We start from the raw sequence: 13469 nt of genomic DNA, 5'->3' as shown, positions 1-13469 counted from the left end.
CGGTGGGAGCGAAGATGGTGGACGTCATCGCTCCCGGCCTGAAGGTCCTCTTCTGCGGCATCAACCCGAGCGTGTACTCGGCCGTGGTGCGCCACCACTTCGCGCGGCCGGGCAACCGCTTCTGGCCGGCGCTGTACGCCTCGGGCTTCACGGACCGGTTGCTCGCCCCCCACGAGCAGGGCGAGTTGCTCGTGCGCGGCTATGGCATCACCAACGTGGTGGAGGAGGCCTCGGTCGCGGCGGATTCTCTGACGGCGCGGGACTACGCCGAGGGCGGACGGAAGCTGGAGGCCAAGGTGCGGCGCTATCAGCCGCGCTACCTCGCGGTGCTGGGCATCGGCGCGTGGCGCACGGCGTTTGGCAAGCCGAAGGCCCTGCTGGGATTGCAGCCGGAGCTGCTGGCGGGCACCCGCGTCTGGGTGCTTCCCAATCCGAGCGGACTCAACGCGCACTACCGCCCCGCGGACCTGGCGCGGATGTTCCGAGAGCTGCGTCTGGCGGTGGAGGCGGGTGGCTAACGCGTGCTGCATGCCAGGGCGTAGACGAGTCCATCCTGGGGACTGCCCTGTTTACGGTAGGTGCCCAGGCTGTCCGTTCGGTATTTCGTGGCGTTGAGGTCCAGCGTCCAGCTCTCGCCGGTCGGGGTGCCATTGGCGGACGCGTGGACGGTGCATTGACCTGTTTGGGCCTCGGGTTGATCGCCCCGGAACACGCTGGAGCCACTTCCCTGGAGCACACCCTCCAGGTGACAAGTGGAGATCACGCTTCCGTCCGACATGACGTTCACGATGTGAGCGATGCTGAAGCTCGTCATGTCGGTGTCGATGTGGACGAACCGGAGGCAGTCGTGGGTCTTCGTCAAGGTGAGGGCGGCGGTGGCCTCGGATGGGCGCTCTTGAAGGGAGACGACAGTGTTTGCCGGGGCGTTGTCGGAGATGTGTTCACCAGGGCCACAGGCGCTGGTGAGAAGCGAGGGAAGGAGAAGGGACGCGAGGCGCATGGAATCACTCCCTTGAGAGCGGTTGGGCGTGTGGGAACCCTACGCGTCGCGTCTCGGAAGGCCGTACCCACCAAAGTGGTACGTTCAGGCTCTTGCGCGCATGCTCGTCGTCCTCTTCGGGATGGAGGTGCCGCCAGAGATGCGCCTGTCATGCCGACGAAAACCCGTTCATTCATTCCCACGAGGAGTCCTGTCACGACGCCAGCCGTCGTCCCGGTGCTCCTCGCCTTGTCGGTGCTCGTGTTCCTGGCGGGGTGTGCCACGGCATCGCCCGAGAGCCTGACGAGCGGTATGGACCTGCCGCCATGGCCGGCCACTTCGCCTATCTCGACGTGGGCGACGGGAGGGGCGGGCGGCCTTTCCATGCCGACGGATGGTTCTCCGGTGGAGGGCAAGGCGGGGGATGCGCTCGCCTGTGGGGGAGTGCCCGTGCCGCCGGGCTGGCCCGACCTGTCCTCTGGCGACGCAGAGGCGTTGCTGGCCCCTTTCCTGACGTGTGCCTCGCCCGGCGAGTACGTGGCATTGCAGCAGCGGGTGGACATGCCCCGGTTGGTGGAGGCGCTGGATGATTGGTCCGCTGTTCGCCTCGGCGCCCTGGGGCCCGTGCGTGAGGACGCCGCCGGAATCCTCCACCGCAAGCGTGTCGCCTTCCTGCTCGCCGCCACCGAGCGTTACGGCCTCTTCTACGCGGAGGTGTTCGCCCTCTTCGTCCTGCACTCGGCCCATGACGACGACGTAGCGGCGGTGCTGCGGCTGTTGGCCCGGGACAAACAGTTGGGTCAGACGCTGGCGCTCATGCCCGCCGTGCGCGAGGAGTTGGAGGCGCGAGGGTTGTCGCTCTCGGCGTACCCGGACAGGAGCGAACGGGCGAGTGACGTGCTGCGGGGGCTGGGTCGCGCGGCCCGGGATGCCCTGTCCTCCAGCCAGGCGAGTGACGGCGCTCGCTACACCGAGTTTTCCGCGAGGCGGGAGCAGTTGCCCGCACCCTACCGGGACGCCCTTCATGAGGTGGAGCAAGCCCTGGCGCTCAGGCACTTCGCTCCAGGGAGCGTGGCGGTGGGAAGCCTCGATGCGGCGACGTTCGGTGTGCCGCTGGGCTTCTATTACCTGGTGGCCGGTACGGGCCAGGGCCTCTCCTCGTTGTCCCAGGGCCAGTACGAGCAGGCCACACGCGAGCTCGCGCCCGCGATGCTGTTGGGGGCGCTGTATGCGGGCGGGCGGAGTCTGCGCGTCCTGTCCGAGGCGCGTGGCAGCGCGGTGGGCGGGACGCACCGTTTGCACGGGCTCCAGGCAATGGAACTGCGGTTGAGGGGCCTCAAGGAGGTGGCGCGGCGGTTGGAGGGGCTGCTGGGTGGGGAGGGGATGCGCGAGTTGGCCCGGGACATCCGAGCCAGCCGGGAGGCGGGTCGCTTCGTGGCCGTGGGAGGCGTGGACGCCGCCCTGGCGTTACGCGAGGCCCGAGGAGATGTGGCGAGGGCACAGGCGTTGATGTCCAAGGCCAGGCCCGGGGCCACGGGTTCCTCGGAGGTGGGGCGCGGTGCGGCGCGTGCCGGGGGCCTGGCCTCGTTGGTGGACGAGCACGTGGGCCTCACCCGCGAGGTGGTGGAGGCCAAACTGGCGCGAGTAGAACTGGAGGCCACGGGCCCGCGCCTGTCCAGGGACGTGACGGTGCTGGAGCGGCAACCTCCCTCCCTCGAGGTCCCGCCGCCCGAGGCCCGAGGCAATCCACGCTGGCGTGAGTACGTCGAGTACTACGAGAGACGCCTGGGGGAACTCAAGGAGGGCAAGAGCACCAAGGGGCCTTTGCGATGGGAGTCCTACGAGCGGATGTGGGGATGGTTCGCCCGGGGGCTGACCTTCGAGCGCCTCATGGTGAAGGTGCTGCGCGAGGACGCGCTCTTGCCTCGGGCCCAGCGCCGCTTTCTCGGGGACTTCAACAAGCCCCCATCGACGCACCCCCTCATTGTCGCAATGGTCGCGAAATTCGGTGGTCATCACCCATCCACTCCATCCGTTCGCAGGCCGTAGGCTTCCTCTGCTACAGCACATCCGGCACCTCGGACGCCCTTGTGTCGTGCTGCTCTTTCCTGATGGCCGACCCGCCAAGCTCCCCGAGGACTGGACGGACTTGAGGCCCTGGCCCACTCCGGTCGAGTTCCGAGGGAAATGTCCGAAGCTACACCCTGAATCGCTCCGCGAGCTGAGTGCCCTTCTTGACGACTTGAAGCATAGGTCGCAGCCTTATGACCAGAAAAGTAGTACGTCGAACGAGAAGCCCCCACGGTCGGCCACCGCCGGGCACGCTCTACGCCGCACTGACTGCGGCGGCCCGGCACGAGCTGCTGGGCGTGCTGGCCGACGTGCTGCTCAAGGCCACCACCGAAGCTCCCTCAAGACACGAGACAAGCGATGACCACCAAGATTCGGCCCGAGCACCTGGCCAGACCCGCTCTGGTGTACATCCGCCAGTCCACCCTGTTGCAGGTCCATGAGCATCGCGAGTCGACCGAACGCCAGTACGCCCTGGTGGAGCTGGCCAAGACGCTCGGCTGGGACGCCGCCCAGGTCGAGGTCATTGATGAGGACCTCGGCCAGAGCGGCGCCAGTGCAACCCAGCGCAAGGGCTTCCAGCGGCTGACGGCCGAGGTCAGCCTCGGCAAGGTGGGCGCCGTCTTGTCGCTGGAGGTGTCACGCCTGGCGCGCTCCTCGGCGGATTGGCATCGGCTGCTGGACCTGTGCGCGCTCTCCGACACGCTCATCATCGATGACGATGGTGTCTACGACGCCAACGATTTCAACGACAGGCTGGTGCTGGGCATGAAGGGCACCATGAGTGACGCCGAGCGCCACTCCATGCACCTGCGCCTGCGAGGCGGCATCCTGCACAAGGCCAAGAAGGGAGAGCTCGTCTTCCCCCCTCCCACCGGCTACGTCTTCGACAACGGCGCGCTCGTCATCGACCCCGACGAGCAGGTGCAGAAGGCCATCCGCCTTCTCTTCGAGCGCTTCCGCCTGGAAGGCAGTGTCAGCGGCACCGTGCGTTACTTCGCCCGCAACAAGCTGCTCTTCCCCTCGCGGCATGCCCACCGGGGCGCTCCCGCCGAAATCCGTTGGCATGCGCTGGACGTCCCGCATGCCCTCTCCATCCTGCGCAATCCGGTGTACGCCGGTGCCTACGTCTGGGGACGCACCCATGAGCGGCGTGTCCTCGTCAAAGGCGAGGTGCGTCGCAAGCAGGAGAAACTCGAGGCCCGTGAGCAGTGGCATGCATTCTTCCGCGATGCACACCCCGGGTACATCACCTGGGAACAACATCTGGAGAACTTGAAACGGATAGAAGAAAATGCGGTCAGGAGCGGGTATGTCCATGGACGCGGCGCTCCTCGCAATGGACAGGCGCTCCTCCAGGGGCTGGTGCTGTGTGGCAAGTGTGGCCGACGGATGAGCCCTGTCTACCCCGTCGCCCACTCCCCCAGTTATCAGTGCAGCCGGCACAACTACGGTGAGGGAAACTGCTGGTCCACCGTCGCGCGCCGCGTTGATGACAAGGTGGTGGAGACCATGCTCGCGGCATTCGCGCCGCCCGAGCTGGACCTCTCATTGGCGGTCCTCAAGGAAGTCGAACGGCAGGCCGCGGATGTGGACCGCCAGTGGAAGTTGCGCCTGGAGCGGGCGCGCTACGAGGCTCAGCACGCCGAGCGCCAGTACAACGCTGTGGAACCGGAGAATCGAGTAGTGGCCCGCACGCTGGAGACACGCTGGAATCAGAAGCTCCAGGAACTCGCTCAGGTGGAGCACGAATACGAGCAGGCCAGGAGTACGCGCAAGCTGGAACTGTCGGAAGAGGACAAGAAGAAGATACTGGCGCTCGCTCGTGATCTGCCTGGCCTGTGGAACGCGCCGACCACGACCAACTCGGACAAGAAACGGATACTGCGGCTGCTCGTCCAGGAAGTAGTGCTCTTGCCGGTGGAAGTGCCAAAGCGCGCCATCCGCATCCGAATCCTCTGGAAGACGGGGGCCATCACGGAGTTGCTGGTACCTCGGCCGACCATGCATGAGGCCAGAAGGACGCCGCCACAGGTCATCGCCGAAATCCGGCGCCTGGCCCAGCAGCACTACTCCGATACGCAGATAGCCGAGGACCTCAACCGGCGTGGCTTCAAGAGCGGCCTGCGCCGCGCCTTCAACACGCGGCTCGTGGCGGTCCTTCGTACGCGACGCAACATTGCTGCTGGGCGACGCCCGGGAGGATGCAACACGCAAATGCCCGAGCGCGACGAGCAGGGGCTCTATTCCACCAGAGGACTGGTCGTGCATTTCGGGGTGACGGTCGCGATGATCCACCACTGGGTCAGACGCGGCCTGCTCATCCCCGTGCACAGCCGCACGCCCATGCCCAAACGTGGGACGGAGCCCTTCTGGTTCGAGATGACGCCCCAACTGGAGGCGCTGCTGGCCAAGGCGCGCGCCCAGGGCTACGAGCCGGGCAAGCCACCGCCCGGCCTACACGTCAGTGGCCGCCCGCGCCCGCCGAGCCGTCTGCCAGATGGCCGCTACTCCACTAGCGGCCTCGTCGAGAAGTACGGAGTAACTTGGAACACCGTGCGGTACTGGATAAGGAAGGGCATCCTCACGCCCGAGCGCACTCTGCCGGGGGGCAGTTTCTGCTTCCGGCTGACACCCGCGGTCGAGCAGCGCATCCAGGCAGCCCTCACTCGAGGAAGGCGGTCACGTGGGTCCAAGCAAAACCACCGTCGTCACATCGATTCCCACTAACACAGGTGTTCTGATGCCAGTTCCAACAAGCCTCGTGTCGAGGTGTACGTGGGCGTGAGGAAACCGGGCCCTGGCTTGCGCTACGCGGATGTTCTCGTCATTGAAGAGGGCGAGTCCACTGGACGGCCGCCTCGCGTCGAGACATTCAGCTTCAAGAGCCGGGACCTCTCGGGACTGGGGCCAGAGTCTTTGACAGCGCAGCTGGTTGCGGACGCGAGTGAAGCACTGCGGTATTACGGTAGGACTCTCGACATTCGCCGTTCCTCCCTTCGTCCCCTTCTCCCCGAAAGGAGCGAGGTGACAGTCTCGAGGGTTCGTCTCATCTATGAGGGGGGCCAGCTCAAGCCCAGGGATGTAGACATATTGGACGCCGCCGTGAACAGCGCCCGGATCGACGTGCCGGGAGTGGAGGTATCTTTCCAATGAAGGTGTTGGAGCTTCGCGGCTCGAACGCGGAGGACAGTCTCCGGCTCACGTTTGTCGGTGCGTTCGAGCCCAAGGTGGCACTGGAGGACGCGCTGGAACCCTTTCTCCAGGCGACTGAGAGGTACTCCGGTGGGTGGATGCCAGAGGTCGTCAGCGGCAAGCGGCGGCGCAGATACTCTCGCGCTACCTTTTGGAATGCGCTGGAGGAGCGGCGTGGCGAAAGAAGCACCGGCAGCTATTTCTATCGCACCCACTGGCCCACGTTGGAGATGTCACTTGGTCTCTCCTTCTCTCCTCTTGCTCCTGAATTGAACATCATGGCCACGGTGCAACCGCTCTCCTTCTTCGCGGAGGCGGAGCGCTGTCTCCAGGTCATGGAGTTGTTGCGCGCCTGGGCTTCTCACTATCCGGTGTCCCATGCCTCGGCGCACAGTGTCGCGGACAGGGGAGCCGCGGATGCTCCCCGCTTTGGCCGCGATATGCAGACCTCCATCCGGGATGGGTTCGATAAAATCTACGAGGTCTTCTGGCTGAATGTCTTCGGCCCGAAGCTGGTGGAAACCGTTGGTCGCGAGCGCATGCTGTCCACTCCGGCCTGGAGGGTCGAGGAACTCCCCAACGGCTCCGTCCTCTTGGTGACGTGGCCTACCATCGTGGATCTCGCCAGCGACGAGGCACGTCAGGCCCAGGCCCGCGCCCATGTGCATCTTCGGCCGGACCTCGACTACGCCACCGTGCTGCGCACCTTGCGCGAGCGCAGCGCCGCGCTCGCCCCCGTGCAACCCCGCTTCCATCCGGACGTGGCTCCGCTCCTCTCACGCGTGGTGGATGGCGTCGCCATTCATGAGCGCCAGCGGAAGATCGCCGGGTTCAACGCGTACCAACCACCAGAGCCCTCGGAGTGGCGCCCCGCTGATGCGGCCCTTCCTCCGGACGTGGACGACCCGGAAGCGGCGCGCGAGCATTACGGCGACCTCGCCGAGCACCTGGTGGCGCTAATGCACACGAAGGTGCCTTCCGTCTTCGAGGCAACGCCTGAGTCGTTGACGGATGTGGACTATCAGTTCTGGCACGAGGAGTTCCCGAGGGTGTTCGAGCGGCGGAACATCGACGCGCACGCCGTGCCCGCCATTGGCGCCTACCTCGGCGAAGTGCTGGTAAGCCGCCTGGGCGGCCAGTGGATCCCGCGCCGGAAGCTCGAGGAGGCCCAGGTGCTCGTGGGCCGGCGCGTCTGGTTGCCCTTTGTCCGGGCACACCACTACATGCGCTCGTGTCAGTCGCTGCTGGACTGTTCCCTCACCCAGCTCTACCGCGTGGCCGAGCGGCACCGTTCCTGAGCGGGAGCGCGTGTTAAGGTTCGTGGGCGATGTCCTCCACGAACAAGGTCGCGCTCGTCCTGAGCTACCAGTACCCGGGCAAGTACGCCCTCACCGTCCTGGCGGGAGCGGTGGAGTCCGATCCGGTGGGGCGGGACGTGGCCCTGCGCTTCCCGAGGGACCGGGACTCCCTGCTGGCCTCGGTGCGCGAGTGTCTCGACGAGGGCTACCAGGTGGTCGTGGCATGGTCCTTCTACTCGGCGAGCTTCCCCGCCGCGGCGGAGGAGCTGGCCTGGTTGCGCGAGCACCTGGCGGGCCGCGAGGTGTTGTGCATCGCGGGTGGAGTGCACGCCACCGCCGAGACGGAACAGACGCTCCAGGCGGGCTTCGATCTCGTGGCGGTGGGCGAGGGCGAGGTCATCCTCCTGGACCTGCTCGGCCGGATGATGCGCGGGGAAGATCCCCGGCAGACGCGGGGCTTCTCCCAGCTCGTGGAGGGGCGCGTGGTGCCTCGGGGCCGGGGCGAGGGCGTGGTGCTCGACCACTACCCGCCCTTCGCGGCGAGGAACATGAAGTTCGGCGCCATCGAGATCACGCGCGGGTGCATCTACGCGTGCCGCTTCTGCCAGACGCCCTTCCTGAACAAGGCGCGCTTCCGGCACCGCACCGTGGAGAACATCGTCCACTGGACGCGCGTGCTGCGCGAGGCGGGCAAGCGGGACGTGCGCTTCATCACTCCCACCTCCATGTCCTATGGCACCCAGGACGAGTCGATGAACCTGGAGGCCGTGGAGCGGATGCTCGCCGCGGTGCGCGAGGCGATGGGTCCCGAGGGCCGGGTGTTCTACGGCACCTTCCCCTCGGAAGTGCGCCCCGAGCACGTGACGCCCGAGGCGTTGGCCCTGCTCAAGCGCTACGTGGACAACGACAACCTCATCATCGGGGGCCAGTCCGGCAGCGAGCGTATCCTCCTGGAGACGCGCCGGGGCCATGACGTGGAGACGGTGGTGCGCGCGGCGAGTCTGGCTGTGGAGTGGGGCTTCGTGCCCAACGTGGACTTCATCCTCGGCCTGCCGGGGGAGACTCCCGAGGATGTCCGGGCGACGCTGGAGTTGATGCGGCGCCTGGCGCACGTGGGCGCGAAGGTTCATGGTCATACGTTCATGCCGCTGCCCGGAACGCCCTACCGCGACGCGCCCCCGGGCTCGGTGGACGACGAGACCCGGCGGGAGTTGGATCGGCTCGCGTCGCAAGGCCGCCTGTATGGCCACTGGAAGCAGCAGGTGCGCCTGGCGAACGGAATCGCCACACGGCGTCAGCCCAGGCGCTGAGTCAGTAAGCGGGCATCCAGGAGGCGGGGAAGGTGAAGGACCTCCCGGGGGCGGCTACTGTGCGCCCTCGCGATGCACTTCAAGTTCGTCCACGCCGCCGATCTGCATCTGGATACTCCCTTTCGGGGCGTGCCCGTCGACTCGGGGCTCCTGGGCGCGTTCCAGCAGGCCACCTTCCGGGCCTTCTCCCGCATCGTGGACCTGTGCCTGCGCGAGCGCGTGACCTTCCTGTTACTCGCCGGGGACCTGTTCGACATGAAGGATCGCTCGGTGCGCGCCCGGCTGGCGCTCCGGCGCGAACTGGAGCGGCTGCACGTGGCGGGCATCCAGACCTTCATCGTCCATGGCAACCATGATCCCCTGAGCGGGGACACGGGCACCCTCGGCCTGCCGGAGTCGGTGAAGGTGTTCGGCGCCGGGTGGGAAGAGGCCGAGGTCCGCTGCCAGGGACGGCTCGTGTGCCGGGTGCAGGGCCTCTCCTATCCGGACGCGGAGGTGCGCGAGAACCTCTCGGCGCGCTTTGGCCGCACGGCACCGGACTTCACGGTGGGCCTGCTGCACGCGAACCTGGGCGGCGTGGAGGGCCATGCCAACTACGCGCCCTGCACGCTGGAGGATCTGGCCGCGCGGGGGCTCGATTACTGGGCGCTGGGCCATGTGCACACCCGCGCCGAGTACCCGCTCCCCGGTGGCGCGGTGGCCGTCTACCCGGGCAATCCGCAGGGCCGGCATGTCAACGAGACGGGCGAGCGCGGCTGTGTGCTGGTGGATGTCGAGGACGGACGCACACGGCGCCGGTTCGTCCCGGTGGACACCGTGCGCTGGCACCGGCTGGAGGTTCCCCTCACAGGGCTCGTCTCGCTCGACGCGCTCGTGAACGCCCTGCTGGAGCGGGTGGACACGGACTGCTCGGCGGAGCTGGAGGGCCACGCGGTGCGGCTCACGCTCACGGACCGGGGGCCGCTGCATCGCGAGCTGGCCCGGCCCGGCGCGCTCGCTCAGTTGGAGGCGGAAGTGCGCGAGCAACTCGCCCAGCGTCACCCGCCCGTGCTGCTCGAGTCCCTGCGCGACACGAGCCGGCCCGCGCTGGACCTGGAGGCGGTGCGGCTCGCGGGAGGCTTCTCCGGCACGCTGCTCGCCGAGGCCGAGTCCCTGACGGGCGACCCCGAGGCCCTGGCCGCGCTGTGGGCGGAGGAGGAGGAGCTGCGCGCGCTCTCGCAGCGCTTGCGGCGCCTGGGCGTGGATGCGCTGGAGCCTCTCCGGCCGGAGTGGGTGGAGGAGGCGGGGGCACGGGTGGTGGAGGAGCTTCACGAGGAGGAGGCGGGATGAAGGGGGGACTGCGGGTCGAGCTGTTGCGCGTCCAGGGCTTTGGCCACTTCTCGGACTACGAGCTGGAGCTGCGGCCGGGTCTCAACCTGCTGTACGGGCCCAACGAGGCGGGCAAGAGCACGCTGCTCGCGTTCCTCCGGGGCATGTTGTTCGGCTTCGACAAGAAGGGCCGCGCGGAGTCCCGGTACGAGCCCGAGGTGGGGGCGCGGGCGGGCGAATTGTTCGTGAGCGCGGCCACGGGCTCCTTGGTGGTGAAGCGCATCAAGAAGACGGTGAAGGTGTTGGATGCGCAGGGGCAGGAGCTGAGCGCCTCGCGGCTGGACGAGGCGCTGGCGCACGTCTCCCGGGAGCTGTTCTGCGAGGTCTTCGCCTTCGGCCTGGATGAGCTGTCCAGCTTCGAGCGCCTGTCCCAGGAAGACGGGGTCTCCCGGGCGTTGTTCGCCGCGGGGCTGAGGGGGGCGCGCCGGCTGCCCGAGGTGGAGAAGCACCTGGAGACGCGGGCCGGAGAGATCTTCAAGAAGACGGGCAAGATCCCCGAGCTCAATCAGGTGCTGCTGCGATTGGAGGAGGTCCGTCAACAGCTCGGCGAGCTGAAGGATCGGCCGGCGCGCTACTTCCAGGAGCGCGAGCGGCTGCTGTCCCTGGGGCGGGAGCGCGAGGAGACGCAGCGGCTGCTGGAGACCTGCACGCGCGACTTGCGTCGGCTGTCCCGGTTGGAGGAGGCGCTGGGCGACCTGAGCACCCTGGCACGGCTCGACGAGGAATGGGCGCGGCTGCCCGACCTGTCGTCCTTCCCGAGCGAGGGCGTGCCCCGGTTGGAGGCGTTGCTGCAACGGGGCAAGGCATTGCAGGCGGAGCAATCCCGGCTGGAGGCGTTGCTCGGGGCGGTGGAAGAGGAGCGCGGCCAGTTGTCCTCCGCCACGCTGACGCGCGAGCGGGAGGAGGCCCTGCGCTCGGCGTGGGGGGCCTTTACCGCGAGGGCCGAGCTGTTGCGGGCGCTGCCCGGGCGGCGCTCGGCGCTCGATGCCCGGCGCCAGGACGTGGAGCGGGCGGTGGAAGGGCTGGGCCTGGAGGTGGACCTGACCGGGCTGTTGTCCCTGGAACTGGGCGCGGCGGCGCGCGGCACCCTGGAGTCCCTCGCCGAGCGGCTGTCCAAGGCGGAGGGCGAGCGGCGCGAGGCGGAAGTGGCGCTCGTCCGGGCCCGGGGAGAGCGTGAGCGCATCGTGTCCTCGCTGACGCGGCTCCAGGCGGAGCGGGCGCGGCTTCCGGATGTCTCCGCGGCGGAGCTCCGCCAGCGGCAGGTGGCGCTGGGGCGGGTGAAGTTGCTGCGGATGGAGCGCGAGCAGGTGGTGGCGCAGCGCACCGAGTTGCAGCAGCGGCTCCAGTCACTGCGCGCCTCGTCCGAGCCCGAGCCCGGAGCGGCGCCCTCGCCCCTGGGCATGTGGCTCGGCGTGGGGCTGGCGGTGGTGCTCGTCCTCGGGGTGGGCGTCTCCTCGGGCGCGGTCGCGGGGGCCCTGGCCACCCTGGGCGCGTTGTTGCTCGCCGTGCCGCTGATGCTCGGGCACCAGGGGGCCGTGCGGACTCACCAACGCATGGCCGAGGCCCACGCCGCGCGCCAGCGTCAGCACGCGCAGGAGATGGCCCGGGTGCAGTCGGCGTTGGACGCCCTCATGGGGCGGCGCGTGGCGGTGGAGCGGGAGCTGGCGCTGGCCGCGAGCGAGGCGGGGGTGGCCGCGGATGATCCGGTGGCCGGGCTCGCGTTGGTGGAGGCTTCGCTGGCGGACGCGCTGAGGCAGGCCGAGCGGGTGGAGCACCTCGGCCGCGAGCGCGAGGGGCGCCAGGCGGAGGCGGATGCGGCGGGGCGCGAGGTCCAGGCGGCGGAGCTGGCGGGACGGCGGGCCGAGATGCAGGTGCGCACGCTCCGGGGAGAGCTGTCGCTCGTGCTCGATGCGCGGGGATTTCCCTCGAACCTCTCCGCGCAGCGGGCGCTGGAGCTGTGGCGTGACGCGGCCGAGCAGCGGCGGCGGCTGGTGGAGCTGAACGTGGAGGAGCGGGCCCTGGCCGCGGACGAGTCGGGCTGCGAGGCCGTGGTGGCCCGGTTGTACGAGGAGGCCCGGGCGGTGGGGCTGCCGGAGGGCGGCTCGGTCGAGGCGCTGGCCTCGCGGGTGGCCTCGGCCCTGGAGGAGCACAAGGCGCGGGAGGCGCGGCTGCGGGAGCTGCGCGCGCGCGCGGAGGACCTGGGGGGGGAGTGGGCCCGGCTCTCGCGCCTGCGGGAGGCCGAGGCGCGGGAGGTGGAGGCGCTGCTGGCCCAGGGCGGCGCGGACTCGGAGGAGTCCTTCCGTCAGCGGGCGCGGCGGGCGGAGCGCTTCGAGGAACTCACGGGGCAGCGGCGCGAGCTGCGCTCGCGGGTCGAGGCCGCCACGGGACTGACGGCGGAGGTGGCGCGCGCGGCCATCGAGGCGGAGGGAGGCGAGGAGCGGCTGCGCGAGCGGCTGGGGCAGCTGCGCATCCAGGAGCCGGCCCACGCCAGGCGCCTCGAGCAGTTGCACACGGACTATGGCGCCGCCCGAAGCCAGCTCGAGCGCTGGGAGGGGGACGAGGAGCTGGCGCGGCTGCGCACCCAGGAGGAGCGCCTGCGGGCACGGGCCGCGGAGCTGGCCACGCGCTACGCGAAGGACCGGCTGGCGCTGGCCCTGTTGGCGCGGGCGCGGCGGCGCTTCGAGCAGGAGCAGCAGCCGCGCGTCATCCAGCTCGCCTCGGAGCATTTCGCGGCGCTGACGGAGGGCCGCTACCGGCGCGTGTTCGTTCCGGCGGGGGGCTCGCGGGAACTGCGGGTCACCGGAGCGCGGCGGGACTGGAGCCCCGAGGAGCTGTCACGGGGCACGCGCGAGCAGCTCTACCTGGCGTTCCGGCTGGCGGTCATCCAGGACTTCGGCGAGACGCGTGGCGCGCTGCCGCTCATGGTGGACGACATCCTGGTCAACTTCGATCCCCGGCGCGCGCGGGGCACGCTGGAGCTCCTCGCCCGGCTGTCCACGCACCACCAAGTCATCGCCTTCACCTGCCACCCGTGGCTGCGCGAGCTCTTCGAGGACAAGGGCGCCCGGGTGGTGGAACTGCCCGCGAGAGGCGAGGCCGCTGCTTCGCGCAGGGACTCCTCGGATGAAGTGGCTCCAGTGGTGCGCTGGGTAGTGAACCGCTGACGGCCTGACGGTCCCATGAACACTGCTTTCCATATTTGTTGAAAGTTGTTTTTTAGGAATTCGTTGTTTAACCCTGAAAATATCC

Annotated in this window: 10 protein-coding genes; 9 read left to right on the top strand and 1 reads right to left on the bottom strand. The window is 68.8% G+C overall.

Translation table 11 applies throughout. The annotated features are described in order from the left end of the window. Positions 1-14 precede the first annotated feature (14 nt). On the top strand, positions 15-518 hold the full coding sequence (gene mug, locus F0U63_RS43310; protein WP_395848518.1) for a G/U mismatch-specific DNA glycosylase: 504 nt from the start codon (positions 15-17) through the stop codon (positions 516-518). Here mug and F0U63_RS43305 read toward each other — a convergent pair. Further along, the gene (locus F0U63_RS43305) at positions 515-862 is read right to left on the bottom strand and encodes a hypothetical protein (RefSeq protein WP_395840200.1); all 348 of its coding nucleotides are present in this window, start codon (positions 860-862) and stop codon (positions 515-517) included. The genes mug and F0U63_RS43305 overlap by 4 nt on opposite strands. A gap of 501 nt (positions 863-1363) precedes the next feature. Between F0U63_RS43305 and F0U63_RS43300 the strand changes: the two genes are divergently transcribed. The 8 genes from F0U63_RS43300 (at position 1364) to F0U63_RS43265 (ending at position 13384) form a co-directional block, all read left to right on the top strand. Continuing rightward, on the top strand, positions 1364-3028 hold the full coding sequence (locus F0U63_RS43300; protein WP_395840198.1) for a hypothetical protein: 1665 nt from the start codon (positions 1364-1366) through the stop codon (positions 3026-3028). After that, a complete protein-coding gene (locus tag F0U63_RS43295; protein ID WP_395840196.1) occupies positions 2988-3413 on the top strand; it encodes a DUF5372 family protein in 426 nt (141 codons plus the stop codon). The genes F0U63_RS43300 and F0U63_RS43295 overlap by 41 nt, the downstream gene beginning before the upstream one ends. After that, entirely contained in the window at positions 3410-5779 is a 2370-nt protein-coding gene (locus F0U63_RS43290) for a recombinase family protein (protein ID WP_395833432.1), read from the top strand. The genes F0U63_RS43295 and F0U63_RS43290 overlap by 4 nt, the downstream gene beginning before the upstream one ends. A gap of 75 nt (positions 5780-5854) precedes the next feature. Further along, entirely contained in the window at positions 5855-6205 is a 351-nt protein-coding gene (locus tag F0U63_RS43285) for a hypothetical protein (protein ID WP_395840194.1), read from the top strand. Beyond that, complete coding sequence (locus tag F0U63_RS43280; RefSeq protein ID WP_395840192.1) at positions 6202-7542, top strand: hypothetical protein; 1341 nt, start codon at positions 6202-6204, stop codon at positions 7540-7542. The genes F0U63_RS43285 and F0U63_RS43280 overlap by 4 nt, the downstream gene beginning before the upstream one ends. Before the next feature lie 29 nt (positions 7543-7571). Continuing rightward, the gene (locus F0U63_RS43275) at positions 7572-8852 is read left to right on the top strand and encodes a TIGR04013 family B12-binding domain/radical SAM domain-containing protein (RefSeq protein WP_395840190.1); all 1281 of its coding nucleotides are present in this window, start codon (positions 7572-7574) and stop codon (positions 8850-8852) included. Positions 8853-8924: 72 nt separating this feature from the next. Further along, on the top strand, positions 8925-10181 hold the full coding sequence (locus F0U63_RS43270; RefSeq protein WP_395840188.1) for an exonuclease SbcCD subunit D: 1257 nt from the start codon (positions 8925-8927) through the stop codon (positions 10179-10181). Next, positions 10178-13384: an AAA family ATPase gene (locus F0U63_RS43265; protein ID WP_395840186.1), complete on the top strand. Its 3207-nt coding sequence runs from the start codon at positions 10178-10180 to the stop codon at positions 13382-13384. Before F0U63_RS43270 ends, F0U63_RS43265 begins: the two co-directional genes overlap by 4 nt. The last annotated feature ends 85 nt before the right edge of the window (positions 13385-13469 follow it).

It is taken from the genome of Cystobacter fuscus (assembly GCF_044360685.1).
GTDB classification, from domain to species: domain Bacteria; phylum Myxococcota; class Myxococcia; order Myxococcales; family Myxococcaceae; genus Cystobacter; species Cystobacter fuscus_C.
Note: the sequence above shows the minus strand (reverse complement) of the source record. Positions and strands in the feature narration are given on the sequence as shown.

Bases quoted from the DNA above. Each gene is read 5' to 3' on its own strand.
- F0U63_RS43275 (WP_395840190.1), top strand. From the start codon at position 7,572: ATGTCCTCCACGAACAAGGTCGCGCTCGTCCTGAGCTACCAGTACCCG.
- F0U63_RS43290 (WP_395833432.1), top strand. From the start codon at position 3,410: ATGACCACCAAGATTCGGCCCGAGCACCTGGCCAGACCCGCTCTGGTG.
- F0U63_RS43265 (WP_395840186.1), top strand. From the start codon at position 10,178: ATGAAGGGGGGACTGCGGGTCGAGCTGTTGCGCGTCCAGGGCTTTGGC.
- F0U63_RS43270 (WP_395840188.1), top strand. From the start codon at position 8,925: ATGCACTTCAAGTTCGTCCACGCCGCCGATCTGCATCTGGATACTCCC.
- F0U63_RS43280 (WP_395840192.1), top strand. From the start codon at position 6,202: ATGAAGGTGTTGGAGCTTCGCGGCTCGAACGCGGAGGACAGTCTCCGG.
- F0U63_RS43300 (WP_395840198.1), top strand. From the start codon at position 1,364: ATGCCGACGGATGGTTCTCCGGTGGAGGGCAAGGCGGGGGATGCGCTC.
- mug (WP_395848518.1), top strand. From the start codon at position 15: ATGGTGGACGTCATCGCTCCCGGCCTGAAGGTCCTCTTCTGCGGCATC.